Raw genomic sequence first — 21,089 nt, forward strand, 5'->3', positions numbered from 1 at the left:
ACCTCTGGTCTAGATCTTCATTCGTCGCCATCCGCTGTGCAGCGCTAAGCCATGCTCTACCTCCCGAAATAGGAGGAGATCAGGCGCTGCTCCGGTACAACGGCTACCACATTGTTATCCTCATTCATCACATAGATAAAATGATACTGGTTACGTTTAAATAGACGCAATATATCATCTAAAGGTTTCGCGGAAAAGGCAACAATCGGACGAGCCGTACTGCCGAGACTTAAATACCGCTCATAGGCAGCCTCCCTGTTCATCAGAAAAGCCAGAAAGCGGTAGGGCAGATTACGCTGGTCCGTAATATTGGAATAGAGCAGAAACGCTCCGATCATAAGCAGATTAAGCCGCAGTCCGGCCCCTGCTGTCAGGGGCAGCAGCGCATAACTGATGACAAGCCCGCTTGCTGCAATGCTCACTCTTCCGCTCCAGAGCAGGGTATAGTAATAAGGCACGAGCGTACTCAGCGCAGCTTGTACGATCTTGCCCCCATCCAGCGGCAGTACCGGCAGAAGGTTGAACAGCGCAATAATAGCGTTGGCCTGGATAAAGTAGGCAAGAAAGGCACTGCTTCCGCCCCCCAGCTGCTGCAGGAGGAGTGCAATCAGAATCATGATTCCGTTCTGCAGCGGTCCGGCAAGCGCTATGGCAATCTCGCGGCCGGCGTTCAGCCGTCCATGATCCTCAATGACAGCTACCCCGCCGAAGGGCAGCAGCTGGACTGACTTCACCGTAATCCCGTTCAGCAGAGCGGCACACACATGTCCCATTTCGTGAATAAATACAATCATAAATAACGTTACCAGTTCCAGAAACTGTCCGGTGATAACTGAAAGAAGCATAACCAGCACAAACAGCGGATGCAGCGACAGCTGGATTCCAAATATCCTAATCAAACGATACCACTTCGGCGGGATCAATATAAGTCTTGTCTTTCATAACCGCGAAAAAAAGCAGAGGTGCCCCGCTCTCCGTCTCCTGCATCCAGCCGATGGTATCTCCGCTCTCCACCCAGTCATCCGCCGATAGTCTGGTTCCGCTTAAATGCCCGTATTCTGCCGTAAGGCTTCCTGTGTGGCGGATAACGATCCGGATGCCTCCCTGCGCCTCCTTGGACACGGATAGAACCCGTCCCGTATCTACACTTTTCACCGTGACATTGCCGCTTGAATCGGACTCTGGCATAATTTCTACACCGTACAGGGTGTCTGCAAAAGAACGCAGGATACTGCCTGTCAGCGGGGCACTCAGGGTATGCGCGGTACTGACCTTTTCGGCCGGAACCTCATCCTCTCCAAAGATCGGAATAAACGATGGCGCACCGTTAAAATGCGTTTCGTACCATACCTGGGCAGCTGCAAAATCCATATCGTTGCTCAGCGCATCTGTAATAAATGCCTGCGCTTTGACAGCCCAAGGCTCTCTTGCGAGGAAAATGCCCCATACTGCCCCGAACACAAGTACACTCGCTACAGTTCTGCGGATAAGCCCGGCGGTGAAACGCGGCCTGCCGCCGTCGCCCCCTTCGTCCTTCCATCCTCCGCGGTTCTGCTTCCACAGGACCTCAGGGTCCGGCTCATAGCCGGGTTCCCTCCCGTCATGGTGCTTGCCCCATTCCTTGAAGCTGGGTGCGTCCTCCTCCAGCGTATACAGCGGAAGCGGTGCAGCTTCCCGCTGATCATCCAGCAGACTGCGGATGCGCTCCTTGCGCCGTCCTTTGATCCCTGATCCCTGTTCCATATTGATCCCTCCGGCGGGCTTGTTTTATTGCTAGTTTATGAGAGCCCGGAGCCTGTTTAGAACAAGCCCTCCGCGGCAGCATACACAATACCGGAAAAGGGAAGACCGTTATGATACCGCTACGGGTACAAGCGCCGCTATGTCTCTCCGCACGGCAAAAATCCCGCTGCAGTATGCCCTGCGGCGGGATTGTATGCCTTTGTATGATTGCTGAATTAGGATTAGCCCATGCCGAAAAATTTCTTGAACTTCTTGAATGCGCCCATCTTCCGGTCCAGCTGCATCAGCGGCACGGCATCGCCGAGAATCCGGCGGGCAATATTGCGGTAGGCAATGGCGGCAGACGAGTCTGGATTCATGACCGTAGGCTCACCGTTATTGGCCGCCTTAATGACCAGCTCATCGTCAGGAACGATTCCGATCAGGTCAATATTAAGCACCTGCAAAATATCTTCAATATCAAGCATGTCCCCGGTTTTGACCAGCCCGGGGCGGATGCGGTTAACTACAAGCTTCGGTGACTCCACACTGGATTGCTCCAGCAGCCCGATGATCCGGTCTGCGTCTCTCACAGCTGCATGCTCCGGAGTTGTGACCACAATAGCTTTGTCGGCACCGGCTATAGCATTGCGGAAACCGTGCTCAATCCCGGCCGGACAATCGATCAGTACGTATTCGTACTCCTTTTTTAGCTCCAGAATGATGTCCCTGACCTGCTCCGGAGTAACAGACGTCTTATCCTTTGTCTGGGCAGCCGGAAGCATGTACAGCTCATCAAAACGTTTATCCTTGACCAGCGCCTGATTCAGGCGGCAGCGCCCTTCCGCCACATCAACAAGATCATAGATGATCCGGTTTTCCAGCCCCATAACCACATCCAGATTCCGCAGTCCGATATCCGTATCAACCAGACATACTTTTTTGCCCTGCAGTGCAAGCGCGGTTCCAATATTGGCCGTTGTGGTTGTTTTGCCAACACCGCCTTTGCCCGAGGTTACGACAATCGCTTCTCCCATGGAGGCTACACCCCTTTAAACACATTTAAACCCTGACGTACTTTGACTATATTATGAATTTTGTCGATTTGCATAGCACCACTGGACAAATAGGCAAATTCCATACTGCTCTCCCGGGCTCCCCATTCATCCGGAGGCCGGCTGATACAATCGGCAATCCGCAGTTGGGTCGGGGTTAATAAAGAAGCGGCGATTATCGCCTCCTGATTTCCGTCCACACCGGCATGAGCGACGCCCCTGAGCGCTCCGAGGACATAGATATCACCTGTGCAGGTAACCGTCCCTCCCGGATTGACATCACCCAGATACAACAGATTGCCGACATGATGAACCACCTGGCCGGAACGGATGATCCCGCTCATAATGAACAGGGCGTCCTGATCGGTTTGGGCGGATTCAACAACCGCATCTATGGACCGGATCAGCAGGTTGCCTTGTCCTTTAAGAATCTCCAGCACAGCTGCCTTGTCTTCCTCAGTAACGGGACGGCTGCCCAGTTTAACGTCCACGTGCACAATCGGTCCGGTTAGAATATTCTGATGGCTGTGCTCCAGCTTGTAACGCAGCTCGCTTAAGAGATCTTCAAAGGGACACTTGTCGTCTAGCAGGAATACCAGGCCGTCCTTGATGCCCTTAATCCTCACGTGCTTGGATTTTACTGTCATAAGCCTGTCCCCCCATCCTCATTCATTCGTTCCGGATCAGGTAAATTCCTGCTTTGCCTGAAAGAAAATGCAGAGCCCGGCTATGCCGTTTCTTTCTTACTGGTCTCTTTCTGGATAAGCTCCAGCTGGCGCCTTACCGGAATGTACAGAAGCAGCCCGATAGCGAAATGGAACAGCATGGTAGGCAGCATATGATTCAGAAGTGCCCAATTGTACGGTTCCCTGTTCAGGTTGAATACACTGTAGATACCAAACAGGATGCTGTCCTCCAGCAGGCTGCCGAGCAGGACAACCGTCATCATCAGAGGCAGAGGCGCCCGGGGAAGCTGGAAAACCAGGCCGATCAGATAGGCGGATAAGCCCATTGCAAAGGAATGGGCCCCAAGGATTCTTCCATAAAAAACCACATCATGCAGCATGCCGAAGGCTAATCCCAGAATAAGTGCTGTATGCCGGTGATGATAAACAGTAACGAACAAAATTACGATAAAGACAAGATTAGGGATGACTCTCATTTCCCAGGCATCCGGAAGCAGCCAGGGCAGAATAGTTCCCTGAATAATAAACAAAAGAAATAGCAACAGGATAAGAACTGATCTGCGCATCCTCACTATTCAACACGCTCCTCCGTGAACACCACGAACAGATCCTTCCAGTCTTGGAAATTTGCGCTCGGTTCAATCAGGGCAGTCGATGTATATCCATAGGCCCCCTCTTGAACGCTCTTAACGGTTCCGATGGTCAGACCGCGCGGGTAAACGCCGCCGCTCCCTTTAGAAATAATAGTATCACCCACGGCAATCGGATCACCGACCGGAATTTTATTCATCTCCAGCAAGCCCGTCTGCGGATCATAGCTTTCGATCATGCCGAAGCTGTCCTGCTCTTTGTTCAGGGCGGTTCCGGCAATCGGCGGCTGAGAATTGGGATCGTTGATATCCATCATAGTCATCAGCTTAACTGTTGAGGTGAAATTGCTCACTTGGCTAATGACACCAACCATGCCTTCTGGAGAAATGACGGACATATTGGGTTTAATCCCATCCTTTAGGCCAAGATCAATAACAACAGAACTATTGTTAGGCTCTGTCGCCAGGCTGATTACCTGAGCAATGTGCAGCTCATAATCATACAGCACTTTTTGAGCTTCCTTAAATTCCAGCAGTCCTTTATATCTTTCATTATCCGCTTTTGTAAAATTATAGATCGCCTTGTCCCGCGCGTACTGGGCGGCCAGAATTTTGAGCTGCTCGTTCTCTTCGGCCAGATCATGCAAATTTGCGATATCTTGGAAGAAGCCCGCTACATATCCAGCGGGCTTGTAGAACAAATTTTGCACGAATCCGGTCGTATCCCTGAGGAAATTCTCCGGCCAGGACAAGGACTTCCTTGTTCCCAGGCTGAAGCCCATGACCACGATGAACATCACCAGTGTAATCAGCAGGATGAACAGACGTTTATTGTTAAACAGTTTAAACAGTTTCAACACCCTCTAACAACCGTATTCCACCCATATCAGGGGTTGATGTGCACAAATAGCAGTAGGCCTAACGTTTCTGACGAAGTCCTGTATTGTTGCGGCTCTTGAACAGATGAATGTTATCCAGCGCTTTGCCTGTGCCGATAACGACACAATCCAGCGGATTCTCGGCAACAATGACCGGCATCCCTGTTTCACGGGCAAGCAGCTTGTCCAGGTTGCGCAGCAGTGCACCGCCGCCGGTCAGTACAATGCCCCGGTCCATAATGTCGGCTGCAAGCTCCGGCGGACATTTCTCGAGTGTTACTTTTACAGCTTCGACAATCGCATTTACTGTATCAGACAACGCTTCACAAATCTCATCTGAAGTAATGGTCAGCGTCTTCGGCAGTCCGGTTACCAGGTCACGGCCGCGGATCTCCATCGTTTCCGCCTTTTCCAGCGGCAGAGCTGAACCTACGTCCATCTTGAGCTGCTCAGCCGTACGTTCACCAATCATCAGGTTATACTGGCGTTTGATGTACTGGATAATAGATTCATCCGCTTCATCGCCGGCTACACGTACAGAACGGCTTGTAACGATACCGCCAAGCGAAATAACAGCAACTTCAGTCGTTCCGCCGCCGATATCTACCACCATGCTGCCTGTCGGCTCCCATACCGGAAGATCTGCACCGATTGCCGCAGCAAAAGGCTCTTCAATAATGTAGGCTTCACGTGCGCCTGCCTGCTTGGTCGCGTCCTCAACGGCGCGCTGCTCAACCGCAGTAATGCCTGACGGCACACAGACCATAACGTTCGGATGACGCTGGAACATGGAGCGCTGCTTCTGCGCCTGACGGATGAAATATTTGATCATCGTTGCTGTTGTATCAAAGTCGGCAATAACGCCGTCTTTCATCGGACGGATGGCACGGATGTTGCCCGGCGTGCGGCCGATCATTTTTTTGGCGGATTCGCCCACTGCTTCAATCGTCTTAGTATCAGTATTAATGGCCACCACGGAAGGCTCTCTCACTACAATTCCCTTACCGCGTACATAGACAAGCGTATTCGCTGTCCCCAGGTCAATCCCCAAATCTTTCGTAAAACCACCTAACATGCTTGTATTCTCCTTTTCCTTATGAATCTGCACAATTATATTACATGTACCCTTTTTCTTTCAAACTTACAAACCGGCTGTCACCGATAATCAGGTGATCCAGTACGTCAATTCCGACAATTTCGCCCGCCTGAACCAGTCTGGAGGTCAGGGAAATATCCTCGGGACTAGGCGTAGGATCGCCGCTAGGATGATTATGCGCACAGATAATCGCTGCACTGCTGCATTTCATGGCAGCCCGGAACACCTCGCGCGGATGCACGATTGAAGCGTTAAGGCTGCCCATCGACAAGGTTTCCTGTGCAATTACATGATTCTTCGTATTCAGAAACAGGCAGACAAAATGCTCCTTCTGTAAATAACGCAGCTGCTCTGTCAGAATCTCAGCTGCGTCCTGCGGGCTGCGGATGATGACCGGCTCGGTAAGCCTGGAGTTCGCCATCCGCCTGCCCAGCTCTATGCCAGCTTTCAGTTGCACCGCCTTGGCAGGGCCGATGCCTTTGATATTCGTAAGTTCTTCAATGCTCAGGTCCGCAAGCCCGCGGAGTCCGCCTGAATGGCCCAGCAGCTGCTGGGCAATGTGGATGGCTGATTCCCGGCGCGTTCCCGTGCGCAGGAGGATTGCCAGCAGCTCCGCCTGACTGAGTGATTCTGCCCCATAATGCATCATGCGCTCTCGTGGTCGTTCTTCATGGGGGAGGTCCCGCAGCATAAATGTGTGCGACTCCATCCCTATCCCTCTCTCCTGTACTATCCTTGCCGGCCCAGCACAGATATGCCAAACCGGGGCAGCATGCCGCCAAGCAGCGACAGCGGTAGTCCGACCACGTTAAAATAACAGCCCTGGATCTCTTCGACCAGCGTGGCACCAAACCCTTGTATCGCATAGGAGCCGGCTTTGTCAGCAGGCTCTCCAGTTGCTATGTAGGCGGAGATTTCCTCTTCGCCAAGTGCTCTCATGGTTACTGAGGTTACCCGGTGCGCTACTTCAGACCTGCCGTCCGGCAGCCCGATGCAGGCTACGCCGGTATACACTTCATGTGTACGGCCCTGAAGCATGCTCAGCATAGCATGGCTGTCCTGCGCATCCTTAGGCTTGCCCAGTACTTTACCGTCCAGCACGACAATAGTGTCGCTGCCGATAATGACTGCATTCCGCTCTCCGGCAACAGGCAATACGGCTTCCGCCTTGCGCAATGCCAGGGTATGCACGATCATCTCCGGTGTATAATCTGCGGGCGTACTCTCATCCGCATCGCTGACCAGCACCTCGAAAGGCAGGCCAAGATTGGATAACAGCTCCCGGCGGCGTGGTGAGCCTGAGGCAAGGATAATGATTCGTGAGTTGTCATGCTCCACTGTATAAACGTCCCTTCTAAAGTCAGCAGCTTGAAAGCTACAGCCTGCGGTACAGCCACACGGCTGTAATCATACCGGCAAGACTGAGCAGGCACAATTTCAAATGAATGGTGATGTCGTAGGTTATGATGTCCAAATCGGCTTGCGGCGACCATGACAGGACAGTCGAAGCAGTAAGCAAAGACAGGGCTTTTACAGGCTCAAGCAGCTTTGCGATCCACGCACCGGCGAGCCAGCCCAGAATAAGAAATAACAGCAATGTTCCTACATTTTTCTTCTTCATCCACGTCTTCCCTCGCCATTTTTTGACACCCTAATTATTATACGGTGAAACTTGGCTCAATACAAACTCAAAATCCTCAGCGGAAATGATTACCACACCAACACTTCCAGCCGGCAGATCTAGTCCAAAAAGCGGGTATGGGTGTTAATGGAATCAGCAAGGTATTCTGGTGATTGGCCTAGCGGGCCGTTTAAGCCGCTCGTTCCCCCGAAAAAGTCAATGGATTTTACTCTGTGAGGAGGTCTTATCGGCACCTCTTAAACCCTATTCTCCCAAACAAAAGTCCCCCGGGCCGCGGGGTTACCGCGCGGGGGACTGCATCAGTCTAAGCAAGCAGGGAGAGCAGGGCCTTCTGACCTGTAAGGAAGCTCAGCATGGATTCCTGCACCTCCCAGAGCAGGCCCTGCGCCTGGTTTTTGTTGTATTCATTCAGGGCGGCAATACCCTGGCTCATTGCTTTCTGCAGACTTGCGCACAGGCTCTGCCCTTGCGCGCTCAGGCCAGGCTCAAGCGCTTTGACGGCTTCGGTCCACTGCATATGAAGATTGCTGACGGCAGTAGCATCCGGCAAACCGGAAGCGCCGCTTAGCAAGGAGGCCGACAGGCTGCTCAGCTCATTCAGCAGCTCTGTGCTGGCCGCGAAATAGCTGTCTACCGCCGCACCCTCTCCGGAAAAAGCAGCTTGTTCCAAGGCAGGAAGCTTAACCTCCCTGACGTAAAGCTCAATCCCCTGGTGCTTGAGTCCGCTGCTTAGCAGCTTGGCCTGCTCACGGTCAGGCGACACTCCAGCATAGACACGGTTGCCGCCTTCGGGATCAGCTCCTGCGGCCAGCCCGGCAGCGAGCAGCTCCTGCTGCGCCTGCTCTGCTCCGGCAGGTGTACTGAACACGCCGTATTGAAGCAGGTAATAGCTCTGCGAAGCAACCGCAACCGGTCTGCGGCCGGCTGCAGACGGCAATGCAGCACCGCCGGCAGCCTGCTGGCCGTTAGCCCCTGCATTGGCATTCTGCACGGTAGCGAGATTAGATCCGCTGCCGCCGTCGTTCACACCGCTGATGAAATTAAGCGCAGCATATCCCAGCAGCAGCCCTGTACCAAGGGCCCCCGCGATGGATAGGGCAAACTTCCACCAATGGGTCGGCCGGCGGGTCTGATATGAGCCTCCGCCCCCGTAACTGAGACCGGTGTAGGAGATATCCCCGAATGTGCCCGGCTCATCCTCCGCATAAGTCTCAGGATAACTGTCGCTGCGGCCGTACCCGTCCTCTTGGATAACCTCCGGAGTCCGATGTTGCGGAGTTCTTTCCCACAGGTCAGTCACCGGCTCCGGACGGAAAAAGGACGGGGCCGGCCGTTCGGACCGCGGCTATGGTCATCCCGGTCCCCGTAGTGCACCGGTACCGGTTCGGCCCGCAAGCCAGAATTACCAGCTGTATTGTATGCCCGGACTTCTTCAGAAACATCGGCACGATGCAGCGGGGTCTGGTAATCCTTGACTATGTCATAATCCTTAGCCGCCTCGTAACTCTTAACATTACCGTATCCCTCAACTGAGCCGGATTCCTTAACTGTGCCGTAATCCCGGGCTGTACCAAGATATCCCCGCCCGGAATCCGAATCCTTTATACTTCCTGCTTGTCCGGACTTATCCCTGCCATTGCCTGTATCAAAGCGGAACGTCATCTTTCCGTTATTCAAATCCTACACCTCGCTATCTTCAATTCTATAAGAGAATATATGATAGAGAAGAGAGGGATATGCTATTTTAAGATCATAATATCTTTAGACCAGGCTGAGCACTTTAGCCCGGACATTACCTGCTTCATAATGCTTCTGCAGTGTCCGGTAGGCCTGATCGGCGATAATGGGCCCCAGCTCCGGCGTCTGCATTAGCCTCAGCACCTGGTCGGCCATCTCCCCGGTCGTACCGGCCAGCAGAATGTTGCGGCCCGGCTCACAGTTTAAACCTTCCGCACTCTTCTGGCCGGTAACTACCGCGTCCGCAGCGCCCACGCTTCAAGGATCCGCAGCTGGCCGCCGCAGCCTTCGCGCAGGGAGGCCACAACTGCTTTGGAACGACGTATGTATTCCTGGACGGCACTGCCTTCTTCTATAACCTGTACTGAGGAATCCAGATTGGCGAGTGCTGCCACTTCCGGATGGATCTCCGGGCCGACAATATAACATTTGCAGCCCGGCACTTTCTCCTTGATCAGCGGAAACACCTTCTTAAGGAAGGTCAACGCAGTGTTCTTGCCCTGGCTGGTCTGCATATTCCAGTGCAGCAGAACCGCATCCTCCTTGACGGCAGGCTCGCTGAACCGGTATTCGTCCAGATCTATAAATTGCGGCACCACATGGACCTTCCCTGCATCTGCAAAGGACAAGGCCTTAAAGGACAGCGCCTCCCACTCCGAAGCAGTCAGGAGCAGTCCGGTTTTGTTCATCAGCCTGCGCTCATCCCGCCGGGAAAGTACTGCATTAAGCATGTGATAACGTCTGCTCAGCCCCCGCTTGCCGGCAGCCTTTCCCTCAGAATGCCGGCTCTCCAGATACAGCGCGTCTGTGATAATAAAGACTTCCGGCAGCAGGGATGAAATAAGTTCCGCGCAACTGACCGGCACTCCCCGGGTAATATACACGTGACTATAGTCATTGGTTTTGCACAGGTGCCTGATCTCATTCTGCAAATCTTTATGCGTATCGGTATGATACGAGCTACCGCGCAGCTTATTCAATGAATTCCTCAGGATGGTATGCGGCCTCGGTGCAGGCGTAACTGCATGTATTCTCAATGCGGGATCAGGCCTCAAGTGAGTCTTCCGACCGTAACTGCAGTATTCCAGCAGATCGATATCGAATTTCTCCAGCAGGATGCCGATCATCCCTTCCGTGCGCGTTTCTTCCTCAATCACTTCCTCCGGACCCCTGTTCCGGGCAGACAGATACAGCATTCTCTCTCTCATCTCTTACGACTCCTTGATTCTAGTTAAACCTGAAACTTTAGTTGTAGATCAATAGTAGCGCAGTTCACCGTGAAAGATTGTCGATTCATGGGAGTAAACTTTTTTTATTTCTAAATATGACATTGTTCAGACAAGGCTCAGCAGCTTCTGCTTCACGCTCTCCGCCTCATAGCATATATTACCCGGATAAATACCTTCCCCATTATTAACTGGTAAAATATTTTAAAAATTTCTAATTATTTCTTTTATATAAATCTATCAATTCAGTCAAAACAAAAAAAAGCACCGCCCCCCGTTAACCTGTTAAGAGGATGGTACTTTTTCGTCCAGCAAACTGCTGTGTTCATAGGTTCTGACAACGCGGTTTCTGCCTGTTTGCTTGGCCTCATACAGGGCTAGATCGGTCAGCTTGTACAATCTGTCCAGCGGTACCCGCTTCTCAGAGCGGATGGTCACCACTCCAATGCTCACTGTATACGGCAGCAAGGTGTCATCAATAACCGCACCCAGAACGCACCGCCTAAGCCGCTCCGCAATCCCGGTACTGGCGGTCTCATCCGCCCTGTGCAGCAGTACCGCAAATTCCTCGCCGCCAAATCTTCCGAACAGGTCATCGCTGCTTAGCTGAGCCTCGATTTTGCGCGAAAAATCCCACAGCACCTTGTCCCCGGTCTCATGTCCGAATGTATCATTGATCTGCTTGAAGTGATCCACGTCGAGGAGCAGAAAAGAAAAGGGCACATCCGCTCTGGCAGCTTCAGCAATCAGCGGCCGGGCCCGCATTACAAAAGCCCTGCGGTTCAGGATTCCCGTAAGCTCATCATAGGTGGCCACGCGCTCCAATTCAGCATAAGTATGCTCCCGCGAGAGCAGCATGTACCCGGCCGTACCCAGAAACATCAGCAGGTACAGGCTGATATAAAAAAACTCCTGCAGCCAGCGGGACGCCGCCGAGCCTGCCAAGGGCTTCGCGTACAGCAGGTGGACCGCCTGCCCGAGCAGCGCGATGATGGCGATGCCGTACAGCAGCCCGATCAGTTTTTGCAGCGGAGTCTCCCCCAGCTTTATGCAGAGTAAATAGACTGGATAGACGATCATGGCCGCACCGGCCGCTACAGTCAGCGCGCCGGCCGGCTCCGCTGCAGGATACAGCTCCGCCAGCAGCACCAACGCGGCCCCTGATATCCCTGCCAGCCTGTAATATAAACGCCGGATTCCGGCATTGTATACCCCCAGCAGCTTTAGAAGGGCAAAAGCTTCCATCATTCCCCCGGCCAGGCTTATCAGCATAACCGGCAGCTGCACGCCACGCAGTTCAACAGCGGCTTCCGTCAGCAGCAGCATCCATACCAGCAGCTGAATCAGCTTGGCTATAACGTAAGGCCTGAGAACGCTGCCTTTTGTATAACTCGAACGGTGCGACAGCATGAATAGAACAGTAAAGAAGTTGACAATAAAAAGGCATACCAGCATTGTTTCAAAATCCAAACTGACCGCTGCCGCTATGTGCTTCACCTTCCCCGCCTGAATTATTCCTGAATCCTAATATGTATTGTAACGGACGACCCGGTTTCTTCCCTCCTGCTTGGCCTGGTACAGTGCCCGGTCACACAGCTTGAACAGAATATTGACCGAGGTCTGCGGATCCGGAATGACCGTCATGACGCCAATGCTGACTGTGTACCCGGCTGTGCCTGTGACCCTGGAGGTTTCCGCTACCGCCATGCGCAGCTGCTCCGTCTTACGGCTGCTCTCAGCTTCACCCAGACCGTACAGAACGGCAGCGAACTCCTCTCCGCCGACTCTCCCGAACAAAGCGCCGTTGCCAAGATTGTTTTGCACGGTAAGGGCAAATTCCTGCAATACTCCGTCACCTTTATCATGGCCGTAGGTATCATTTATCCTCTTGAAATGATCAAGATCCAGCAGCAGCAGGGAATAGGGCCGGCCTTTTTTAACAGCAAGCGCAAGCTTCAGCTCCGCCTCAAGCAGAAACGCCCTGCGGCTCAGGATACCCGTGAGGGAGTCGTAGGTGGCAATTCTTTTCAGCTTTTCGTAGGAATGCCCGTTGGAGAGAAGGATAAACGCTGCGGTCCCCGACACGAGCATAAAAAACATGCCTATATAATAAAGATACTGCGCCATATTAGCTGATAATGCGCCCATCTCCGGGTCAATAAACAGCGCAGCAATAAACCGTCCCAGCATGACAAAGGCAATCCCGTAAAAGATAAGTCCGGTTAATCTGTGCAGGGGCGGCTTCTGCTTACCTGCGGACAGCCGGACAGCCGGATAGAGGACATACAGCAGTACCGACAGTGAAGCTGAAGCTACCCGCAGGTTGGCCTGGTTGAAGAACAGCGCAATCACGCAGAAGCTCGTGACACTTAATGCTGTCAGCAGCCCATAATACAGTCTGGCCGAACGACCGAAGATATCCATCATCATCAAAAGTGCTGTAATTTCCAGTATTCCCCCGATCAGAATCAGGACATTGCTCAGCGGGATCATCAGCTTATGCGGCAGATAATCCCACAGGAGGATCGAGCTCCAAAAGAGCACCTGCACCCATTTGCCGCCGATGAACAGGGCTGAAGCCATATCCTTCGGGGAATGGAACCGGTAAAAGGTGATCAGCAGCCCAGTAAATAAATTCCCTAAGATAAAAAGGTACACTAAGGTTTTGATATCAAGCTGAAACTCCATAATCACACCACCAACTGTCCGGAAATCAATAACGCAACCTGCAAACTGCAGTCTATCAAATCTATTATCGGCAGAGGCCCTCTAAGAATTGACCTGCACAAGTAGAAACATAAATAAGGCGTATTCTCTCTGTGTTCAGAGAAAATACGCCTTAGAATAGCGGATCACTGCTCCAAGCGGCGCAGCGGCGCTAATTTATTCCTTATTCTCTTGTTCCCGCAGGCCTTCGGCCAGCTTGTATCCTACCTTCCAGATATCGCCTGCACCCATGGTGAGCACCAGGTCTCCCGGAGCGATACGGCCCTGCAGATCAGCAAGCACATCTTCCTTGGTCGGCAGATGCCTTGCACTGGAATTGCTGTTCTGGACAATCAGCTCCACCAGCTTCGCAGAGGTTACTCCTTCAATCTGCTTCTCACCTGCCGGCGAGTAGATATCGGTAATAATGACCTCATCTGCCTCACTGAAGGCGCGGCTGAACGCATCCAGCAGGAAGAAGGTACGCGTATAGCGCTGCGGCTGGAATACAGCGATGATCTTTTTGCCGGTAGCCTTGGCTGCGCTGATCGTAGCCTGGATTTCCGTCGGATGGTGGGCATAATCATCAATGACCAGAATGTCATTAACCTCGCCCAGCACCTGGAAGCGGCGCTTGGCGCCATGGAATTTCACAATAGCGGCAGCAATGGCATCAAAGGCAACGCCTGACTTCAGGCAGGCAATTACCGCAGCCATCGAGTTGTAAAGATTGTATTTGCCCGGGATGGACAGCTCAATCTTGCCCAGCACGCGCCCCTGATGATTCATTGTATAGGAGACCTGTCTGTCCCCCAGCACGATATCAGTAGCAGTATAGTCCGCAACCGGAGAATCAATGCCGTAAGTGATAATACTGCCCTTCACCTCAGACAAAAGAGAGCTGGCTGTCTCATCATCAGCACATACAATCGCCGTGCCGTCTTCACGCAGCTGATTCATAAACTGGACGTAAGCGGCCTTCAGCTTGCCGAAATCACCGCCGTAATTCTCCAGATGATCTGCTTCAATATTCGTTACAATCGCCAGCCAAGGGTGGTACTGGAGGAAGGAGCCGTCGCTCTCGTCTGCTTCGGCTACAACGTATTCCCCTTGTCCTGCCTTGGCATTTGTACCGACATTCATAATCTCCCCGCCGATAATATATGTCGGGTCCACTCCGCAGTCTTCCATGATCAATGCAATCATAGAGGAGGTGGTGGTTTTGCCGTGCGCCCCTGCAACGGCAACGCCCTTGCGTTCATTCAGCAGACGCGCCAGCATCTGGGAACGGTGCAGCACCGGGATGTTGAGGCGCTCGGCCTCCACCCACTCCACATTGTCGCTTGCAAGCGCGGTTGAATAGACAACAAGATCAGCACCCTTAACCTGCTCGGCCGTATGCCCGATATAGACCTTGGCGCCTTTGGCAATCAGTTTCTCGGTTAATTCCTGGGCAGCCACATCGGAGCCCGTAACCGTGTATCCCATTTCCAGCATTACCCGGGCAATCGCGCTCATACCGTAGCCGCCGATCCCAATAAAATGCACACGTTCAGTAGTATCCAACAGTTCGTCACCAGCCTTTTTCAGAATCGGGTTGCTGCAAAAGCGTACTGCGCACATCGGAAATCAGATACAATGTGCCGGACACGACCGCAAGATCCTTCTCCGACGTGATCGACTGCAGCAGCTGCAGCGCCTTGCCCCAATTACGTTCTACTATGATTTCCAAATGGTTCCTGGCATATTTCTCCCGCAGACTTTCTGCGATGGCCTGCAGTTCTTCCGCGTCCATTTTCTTCCGGAAATCCGGTTCGGTCAGGATGAGCGTATCCACTATAGGCAGTATATGCTTGAAGTATGACTCATGATGCTTATTAGCCAGCATCCCCATGAGTAAATTTAATTTACCGTACTTATAAAACTGCGGCAGGCTTCTGGCCAGGCTCTCCGCACCTTCCGGATTATGCGCACCGTCGAGTACAATCCGCGGATGCTGGCTGACCTCCTCCAGACGTCCGGCCCAAAAGGTATCCTTGAAGCCTTCCAGCACATCCTCATCGTCCAGCATGAACGCCATATACTGGCGCAGCACCTCAACAACCATCATCGCTCCGGCCGCGTTGCTCAGCTGATGCTCGCCTTTCATAGCGATGCCGACCTGAAGCTCACGGAACGGTCCCTTGAAGGTAAAGCTCTGTACGCCTTCTTCGATTCCTGCAAGCTCATAACTGAAATCTTCCCCTGCCAGATAGAGCTTTGAACGGCAGGCTTCTGCCCGCGCCTTCAGAACGGCAATCACTTCAGGCTGGGTGACACAGCTGACCACAGGCACACCGGGCTTGATTATCCCCGCCTTCTCAAAGGCAATCTTCTCCAGCGTATCGCCCAGCACATCAGTATGATCATGCCCGACATTGGTAATTACGGAAACAACCGGCATTACGATGTTCGTTACATCCAGCCTTCCCCCAAGCCCTGTCTCCCATACGACTACATCAGGGAAACAGCATTCGGCGTAGTAGAGGATAGCCAGCGCTGTCGCGACCTCGAACATCGTCGGTGAACCGAGCTCGCCGGCGGCGATCTCTTCCACTAAGGGACGCAGCTTCTCTGCAAGCGCAGTAAGGGTGTCTTCGGGAATATCTGTACCGTTATATTGAAAACGGTTGGTGAATTTGGTGATATACGGGGAAGTAAACGTCCCTACACTGTAGCCGCTTTTCAGCAGTACGCTTGTCAAAAAAGCACAGGTTGAGCCTTTGCCGTTCGTCCCTGCCACATGAATGAACTTCAGCCTGCGGTGCGGGTTGCCCAGCATCTCCATCAGGAGCCGGATTCGCTCCAGCCCTGGACGGATGCCGAAGGGGATCAGGCCGTTGATCCAATCCACCGCTTCTGTATAAGAACCTAAGGGAGCGGCGTTAGCGCTCCCGATCATCTCTTCCATATCCCTTATCCTCTCAGCTCTGCGATGCGGGCCAGCACTTTCTCGCGCTTAGCGGAATAATCCGCCTGCTTCGCCCGTTCCTCTTCGATGACTTTAGCCGGAGCCTTGGCAACAAAGCCCTGATTGCCAAGCTTTTTCTCAACGCGTTCCACTTCACTGTTCAGCGTCTGCACTTCTTTTTCGAGACGCAGAATTTCCTGCTCAATATCGATCAGCCCCGACAGCGGCAGCAGCAGCTCTGCTCCAGTAACCACTGCGGACATTACCTTATCAGGCGTCTGCGGATCTAGTCCGGCTTCGAACGAAGATGTGTTGCAGAAGCGTCCGATGTAATTGTCGTTGCGGGTAATGATGCTGAGTGTTTCTGCACTGCCTGCCTTGATGATCAGCTCTACCTTTTTGCTCATCGGTACATTAACCTCTGCACGGATGTTGCGTACCGCGCGGATGATGTCCATCAGCAGGTTCATTTCGGCCACAGCCTCAGGGCTTTCCAGTGCTGCGTCGTACTTAGGCCACTCTGCCAGCGTAATCGTTGCACCCTCGTGCGGCAAATGCTGCCAGATCTCCTCGGTAATGAACGGCATGAACGGATGAATCAGGCGCAGCGTGCGGTCGAGCACGTAGGCGAGCACCGATTGGGTTTTGGCTTTGGCAGCCGCATCCGCACCGTACAGCGACAGCTTCGCGAACTCGATATACCAGTCGCACAGATCATCCCAGATGAAGTTGTACAGCAGACGGCCGGTCTCGCCGTACTCGTACGCGTCAATTAGACGCGTAATATCGCGGGAAGTTTCGTTCAGGCGGTGCAAAATCCAGCGGTCAGCGGTTGTAAGCTCACCTGTAATGTCAATATCTGCAAAGTTTACGCCCTCCAGATTCATCAGCGCAAAGCGCGATGCGTTCCAGATCTTGTTGGCAAAATTGCGGGCCTGCTCTACCTTTTCCATCCGGAAACGCAGATCCTGCCCGGCAGTAATCCCGGTTGAAATCATATAGCGCATGGCGTCGGCGCCGTACTGCTCGATAACATCCAGCGGGTCAATCCCGTTGCCGAGCGACTTGGACATTTTGCGGCCGTCGGCATCGCGTACAAGACCATGCATGAATACATCGGCGAACGGCTTCTGGCCGGTAAATTCAAAGGCGGAGAAGATCATGCGGGCTACCCAGAAATAGATGATATCGTATCCGGTAACGAGCACGTTGTTCGGATAATAACGCTGGTAGTCGCTGCTGCTCTCGTCAGGCCAGCCCAGTGTGGCAAACGGCCAGAGGTTCGAGCTGAACCAGGTATCCAACACGTCTTCATCCTGCTTCAGATCATCAAGACCGCTCATTTCGCGGGCTTCTTCTTCACTGTAGGCTACGAATACTTCACCTGTAGACTCCGAGTACCAGGCAGGAATGCGGTGGCCCCACCACAGCTGGCGGGAGATACACCAGTCGCGTACATTTTCGATCCAGTTCAGGTATGTCTTCTCAAAACGTTCAGGAACAAAATTAACGCCGTTGCCTTCCTTCTGCGCATTGATGGCTACCTCAGCAAGCGGCTGCATTTTAACAAACCATTGGGTGGACAGATAAGGCTCAACTACGGCGCCGGAGCGCTCGCTGTGTCCTACCTGGTGTACATGGTCCTCGATCGAAATCAGGACGCCCTGCTCCTTCAGATCAGCTACGATGTTCTTGCGGCATTCGCTGCGGTCCTGGCCGTTATATGGCCCAGCTTCCTCATTCATAATGCCGCCCTCATCCATCACATTGATCTGCGGCAGATTGTGGCGCTGGCCAACCTCAAAGTCATTCGGATCATGGGCCGGAGTAATCTTCACCGCGCCGCTGCCGAATTCCTTCTCTACGTATTCATCAGCAATAATCGGAATTTCACGGCCGATAATCGGCAGGATCAGCGTTTTGCCGATCAGGTCCTTATAACGCTCATCCTTGGGATGCACCGCTACCGCTGTATCGCCGAGCATCGTCTCCGGACGTGTAGTGGCTACAGTAATGTGGCCGCTGCCGTCCTTCAGCGGATAACGCAGGTGGTACAGGTGTCCGTTAACCTCTTTGTATTCAACTTCAATATCCGACAGGGCTGTACGTGCAGCCGGGTCCCAGTTGATGATGCGCTTGCCGCGGTAGATCAGGCCTTTGCGGTACAGCTCAACAAAGACCTGGCGTACCCCTTTGGTCAAGCCTTCATCCAGGGTGAAGCGTTCGCGGGAATAGTCCAGGGAAAGGCCCATCTTCGCCCACTGTCCATGGATCGTTTCAGCATACTGGTCCTTCCAGGCCCATACCTGCTCCAGGAACTTCTCGCGGCCCAGGTCATGGCGGGAAATGCCCTGCTGGCGCAGCTTCTGCTCCACCTTCGTCTGGGTAGCAATCCCGGCATGGTCCGTTCCCGGCAGCCAAAGGGTATCATAGCCCTGCATCCGCTTGGTACGGATCAGAATATCCTGCAGGGTGAAGTCGAGTGCATGCCCGATGTGCAGCATTCCTGTTACGTTCGGCGGAGGGATTACAATGCTGTAAGGCTCTGCGTCCGGCCGCTGGCCGGCCTTGAAGAATTCATTCTCCATCCAGTAGGTGTACCACTTGTTCTCTGCCGCTTTCGGGTCGTACGTTGTCGGCATGTCGTTCTTAGCGCTATTGTCAGCGGCAGCCTGTGCTGCCGCTTCCTGCGTGTCCGGCAGCATCTCTGCCGCTTTGATGTCATCAGCCATGTTCAGAACCTCCATTAATTTCTCATCTTGTGAAAATACAAAAAGCCTTTCGTCTCAAAGGACGAAAGGCCATTCTTTCGCGGTACCACCTTTGTTTCGCGCTAATACCAAATAACCCTGTGCCCGGGAACCTGCAGTTCCCCAAGCTTAGCGCGACACTCATGCAGATAACGGCTGCGTCCGGCCACATCCTACACTGATCAGCCTAACGGCTTAACCTTCGGAAGGGCGACTCCGGGGCGACTTCGGTGGCAAACATCCTGCGGAAATTCACAGCAATTACAATTCCGCTCTCTGAAGGGCTGACGACCTACTCTTCCCGTTCCCAGTCTTTTAGCTAAGTTTTACTTATTCCCATAATACATTTAGTACTATTCCTAGTCAACCAGCATACACACAAACAGCCAGTCTTATACTATTGAATTTATCCTTTGCTAACAAAAAACTGAGCAGCGCTCCCCGCAATCAGGAAGCCGCTACCCAGTCCCATAACCATGACCTAAGGAATATATAAAACCTGCCCCTCTTCCACATTCTGCCCGGCCAGCCGGTTATACATTACCAGCTCCCTTGCGCTGAGCTGATACTTCTCGGCAATCGTATCCAGCGTATCCTCCCGCTGCACAATGCACATCCGGACCTTGCGGAACAGTTCAGCACCGCCGGTTCTGCTGATAAAGCGGCTCTTCCAGTCGCTGTCATTCCCCGCTTCCGGAACTTCCGCCTGCGGAGCCGCTGCAGCCGCCGTTACCGCACTCTCCTGCTCCTTATGGGCCCTGCTTGAGCTGAGCAGGGAGGAGAAGGTAAGATGCTCCTTGGCGGAGCTTGCCTCTTCCTTCTTGCTGCCGAGCGCAACCTTGAGATCTGCCTTTTCCTCCTGGACAGGCAGCGTTTCCGGTGAGAGAAGCGTATCCTTCTCCTTGGTGTCCTCCGCCTCCGGCAGAACCGCTTCTTCCTGGACCTCCGGAGGAGTGTACTCAGGCTCAACCGCAGCAACCGGCTCCTCCTGTCTCTCGGCATAGAGCTGCCCGGAGGCGATGTCCGCGAAATCAAATGCCTGCGCAGCAGCAGGAACGATCTCCTCTACAGCATCACCTGACCCGGTCCGCGAAATCTCAGCAGCAGAAGCGGCCGGTTTCACTGCCGGTTCCTTCTCACGCGTGCCGAAAAAATACCCGGATACCGGCTCCGCCGCTGCCTTCCCCTTCTGCCAGGCTTCCGCATCCGCTCCGCCTGTAAATCCCGCCTGATCCTCCAGGCTGTGCGTGCGCAGCTTTGCTTCCTTTTCCTTATGCGGCTGGGCAGCAGGTCCGGCCGCCTGCGTATAGACGGAGCTCTCCAGAACCAGCGGATTTACCGCTGCCGCATCGGGAATAAAAGAGGTGTACTCCTGCTGGTCTGCAGGAATTTCCGCCGCCCCCTCGCCGTAGGTCCACAGTGAATTCTCGTACAGGACATCGCCGTCCTGTTCCCTGCCCTCGGCCGGAGCAGCAACTGCCCGGTCTTCCTGCTCAGGCGAGTAGGCCACTGTATACTCCTCCTGCTGCCAGGCCGTCCCTGTCTCCGTTCCGCCTATTCCCCTCAGGGAAAGCACGCCGGTTATGTTGACAGTACGCATCGTAAGCAGGTCGATATCGAAGTTCTCGATCTCTACCCCTATGTCTTCAAGTGAGCTGACCCGGGTCAGCGGGACTGTGATTTCAACGGGGATTGCATGCTCCAGGCGCTCCGTCCGGTCATTTTCTCCCCGGTAAAGTCCGGTGAGCAGCAGCTGGCCGTAGAGCTCCGCCCGGTCTTCCCGCTGAATCACCTGAATTTCCGGAATAAGCTCCACCTCTTCCAGCTCAGCGATTCCCGGAAGTTCTGCAGGCAGGTGGATGCGTTCATAAATATCAAACCGCAAGCCGTGGGACTGGTCAAACACGGGAAATTTCCTCCTTCTTGGCATAATCTAACCCTGAGACAAGCCCAGAGCATAAGCCCAAAATGTTACTCCACTCATGTATATGCTCCAATCAGGAAGGCATGACTAATTTGGACACATCCGCTTTTACCCTGCGCTTACCGGC

The 21,089-nt window shown here is 53.4% G+C and carries 20 protein-coding genes and 1 other annotated feature; all 20 genes read right to left on the minus strand.

Going from position 1 to position 21,089, the window contains the following annotated elements; genetic code table 11:
- Nucleotides 1-56 precede the first annotated feature (56 nt).
- The 20 genes from AWJ19_RS27685 to AWJ19_RS27780 all read right to left on the minus strand — a co-directional run bounded on the left by AWJ19_RS27685 (nt 57) and on the right by AWJ19_RS27780 (nt 20,944).
- On the minus strand, nt 57-899 hold the full coding sequence (locus AWJ19_RS27685; protein ID WP_068728423.1) for a M50 family metallopeptidase: 843 nt from the start codon (nt 897-899) through the stop codon (nt 57-59).
- Nucleotides 892-1,743, minus strand: a complete 852-nt coding sequence (locus AWJ19_RS27690) for a M23 family metallopeptidase (RefSeq protein ID WP_068728424.1) — start codon at nt 1,741-1,743, stop codon at nt 892-894. The genes AWJ19_RS27685 and AWJ19_RS27690 overlap by 8 nt, the downstream gene beginning before the upstream one ends.
- Before the next feature lie 221 nt (nt 1,744-1,964).
- Entirely contained in the window at nt 1,965-2,759 is a 795-nt protein-coding gene (gene minD, locus AWJ19_RS27695; protein WP_068728425.1) for a septum site-determining protein MinD, read from the minus strand.
- A gap of 5 nt (nt 2,760-2,764) precedes the next feature.
- Nucleotides 2,765-3,424 carry a septum site-determining protein MinC gene (locus AWJ19_RS27700; protein ID WP_068728426.1) on the minus strand — a complete coding sequence of 220 codons (660 nt, stop codon included), beginning with the start codon at nt 3,422-3,424 and terminating at the stop codon, nt 2,765-2,767.
- Between the two features lie 80 nt (nt 3,425-3,504).
- On the minus strand, nt 3,505-4,035 hold the full coding sequence (gene mreD, locus AWJ19_RS27705) for a rod shape-determining protein MreD (RefSeq protein ID WP_082708166.1): 531 nt from the start codon (nt 4,033-4,035) through the stop codon (nt 3,505-3,507).
- Nucleotides 4,035-4,913 carry a rod shape-determining protein MreC gene (gene mreC / locus AWJ19_RS27710; RefSeq protein WP_068728427.1) on the minus strand — a complete coding sequence of 293 codons (879 nt, stop codon included), beginning with the start codon at nt 4,911-4,913 and terminating at the stop codon, nt 4,035-4,037. Before mreC ends, mreD begins: the two co-directional genes overlap by 1 nt.
- 58 nt (nt 4,914-4,971) lie before the next feature.
- A complete protein-coding gene (locus tag AWJ19_RS27715) occupies nt 4,972-6,006 on the minus strand; it encodes a rod shape-determining protein (RefSeq protein ID WP_068728428.1) in 1,035 nt (344 codons plus the stop codon).
- A gap of 40 nt (nt 6,007-6,046) precedes the next feature.
- Nucleotides 6,047-6,736, minus strand: a complete 690-nt coding sequence (gene radC / locus AWJ19_RS27720) for a DNA repair protein RadC (protein ID WP_068728429.1) — start codon at nt 6,734-6,736, stop codon at nt 6,047-6,049.
- 20 nt (nt 6,737-6,756) lie between these two features.
- Nucleotides 6,757-7,365, minus strand: coding sequence for a Maf family protein (locus tag AWJ19_RS27725; RefSeq protein ID WP_068728430.1), 609 nt, complete (start codon nt 7,363-7,365; stop codon nt 6,757-6,759).
- A 37-nt stretch (nt 7,366-7,402) separates the two neighbouring features.
- Nucleotides 7,403-7,648: a DUF4321 domain-containing protein gene (locus tag AWJ19_RS27730; RefSeq protein WP_068728431.1), complete on the minus strand. Its 246-nt coding sequence runs from the start codon at nt 7,646-7,648 to the stop codon at nt 7,403-7,405.
- A 325-nt stretch (nt 7,649-7,973) separates the two neighbouring features.
- Nucleotides 7,974-8,969 carry an SPOR domain-containing protein gene (locus tag AWJ19_RS27735; RefSeq protein ID WP_068728432.1) on the minus strand — a complete coding sequence of 332 codons (996 nt, stop codon included), beginning with the start codon at nt 8,967-8,969 and terminating at the stop codon, nt 7,974-7,976.
- On the minus strand, nt 8,966-9,346 hold the full coding sequence (locus tag AWJ19_RS27740) for a hypothetical protein (RefSeq protein WP_068728433.1): 381 nt from the start codon (nt 9,344-9,346) through the stop codon (nt 8,966-8,968). Before AWJ19_RS27740 ends, AWJ19_RS27735 begins: the two co-directional genes overlap by 4 nt.
- Before the next feature lie 84 nt (nt 9,347-9,430).
- Nucleotides 9,431-9,661 carry a glycosyltransferase gene (locus AWJ19_RS27745; RefSeq protein ID WP_068728434.1) on the minus strand — a complete coding sequence of 77 codons (231 nt, stop codon included), beginning with the start codon at nt 9,659-9,661 and terminating at the stop codon, nt 9,431-9,433.
- Nucleotides 9,640-10,614: a glycosyltransferase gene (locus AWJ19_RS27750; protein ID WP_068728435.1), complete on the minus strand. Its 975-nt coding sequence runs from the start codon at nt 10,612-10,614 to the stop codon at nt 9,640-9,642. Before AWJ19_RS27750 ends, AWJ19_RS27745 begins: the two co-directional genes overlap by 22 nt.
- Before the next feature lie 303 nt (nt 10,615-10,917).
- Nucleotides 10,918-12,129, minus strand: coding sequence for a diguanylate cyclase (locus tag AWJ19_RS27755; RefSeq protein ID WP_068728436.1), 1,212 nt, complete (start codon nt 12,127-12,129; stop codon nt 10,918-10,920).
- Nucleotides 12,130-12,156: 27 nt separating this feature from the next.
- Nucleotides 12,157-13,320 carry a GGDEF domain-containing protein gene (locus AWJ19_RS27760; RefSeq protein WP_068728437.1) on the minus strand — a complete coding sequence of 388 codons (1,164 nt, stop codon included), beginning with the start codon at nt 13,318-13,320 and terminating at the stop codon, nt 12,157-12,159.
- A gap of 195 nt (nt 13,321-13,515) precedes the next feature.
- Complete coding sequence (gene murC / locus AWJ19_RS27765) at nt 13,516-14,904, minus strand: UDP-N-acetylmuramate--L-alanine ligase (protein ID WP_068728438.1); 1,389 nt, start codon at nt 14,902-14,904, stop codon at nt 13,516-13,518.
- Between the two features lie 7 nt (nt 14,905-14,911).
- On the minus strand, nt 14,912-16,288 hold the full coding sequence (locus tag AWJ19_RS27770) for a folylpolyglutamate synthase/dihydrofolate synthase family protein (protein ID WP_068728439.1): 1,377 nt from the start codon (nt 16,286-16,288) through the stop codon (nt 14,912-14,914).
- A gap of 5 nt (nt 16,289-16,293) precedes the next feature.
- A complete protein-coding gene (locus tag AWJ19_RS27775; protein ID WP_277815843.1) occupies nt 16,294-18,930 on the minus strand; it encodes a valine--tRNA ligase in 2,637 nt (878 codons plus the stop codon).
- 144 nt (nt 18,931-19,074) lie between these two features.
- Nucleotides 19,075-19,356: a binding site (T-box leader), on the minus strand.
- A gap of 163 nt (nt 19,357-19,519) precedes the next feature.
- The gene (locus tag AWJ19_RS27780; protein WP_068728440.1) at nt 19,520-20,944 is read right to left on the minus strand and encodes a LysM peptidoglycan-binding domain-containing protein; all 1,425 of its coding nucleotides are present in this window, start codon (nt 20,942-20,944) and stop codon (nt 19,520-19,522) included.
- Between the last annotated feature and the right edge of the window lie 145 nt (nt 20,945-21,089).

This window comes from Paenibacillus sp. DMB5 (assembly GCF_001517085.1).
GTDB lineage: Bacteria > Bacillota > Bacilli > Paenibacillales > Paenibacillaceae > Paenibacillus_AQ.

Coding starts and splice junctions, on each gene's coding strand:
- AWJ19_RS27750 (WP_068728435.1), bottom strand. CDS start 10,614: ATGAGAGAGAGAATGCTGTATCTGTCTGCCCGGAACAGGGGTCCGGAG.
- AWJ19_RS27730 (WP_068728431.1), bottom strand. CDS start 7,648: ATGAAGAAGAAAAATGTAGGAACATTGCTGTTATTTCTTATTCTGGGC.
- minD (WP_068728425.1), bottom strand. CDS start 2,759: ATGGGAGAAGCGATTGTCGTAACCTCGGGCAAAGGCGGTGTTGGCAAA.
- AWJ19_RS27690 (WP_068728424.1), bottom strand. CDS start 1,743: ATGGAACAGGGATCAGGGATCAAAGGACGGCGCAAGGAGCGCATCCGC.
- AWJ19_RS27760 (WP_068728437.1), bottom strand. CDS start 13,320: ATGGAGTTTCAGCTTGATATCAAAACCTTAGTGTACCTTTTTATCTTA.
- AWJ19_RS27700 (WP_068728426.1), bottom strand. CDS start 3,424: ATGACAGTAAAATCCAAGCACGTGAGGATTAAGGGCATCAAGGACGGC.
- AWJ19_RS27775 (WP_277815843.1), bottom strand. CDS start 18,930: ATGCCGACAACGTACGACCCGAAAGCGGCAGAGAACAAGTGGTACACC.
- AWJ19_RS27715 (WP_068728428.1), bottom strand. CDS start 6,006: ATGTTAGGTGGTTTTACGAAAGATTTGGGGATTGACCTGGGGACAGCG.
- radC (WP_068728429.1), bottom strand. CDS start 6,736: ATGGAGTCGCACACATTTATGCTGCGGGACCTCCCCCATGAAGAACGA.
- AWJ19_RS27770 (WP_068728439.1), bottom strand. CDS start 16,288: ATGGAAGAGATGATCGGGAGCGCTAACGCCGCTCCCTTAGGTTCTTAT.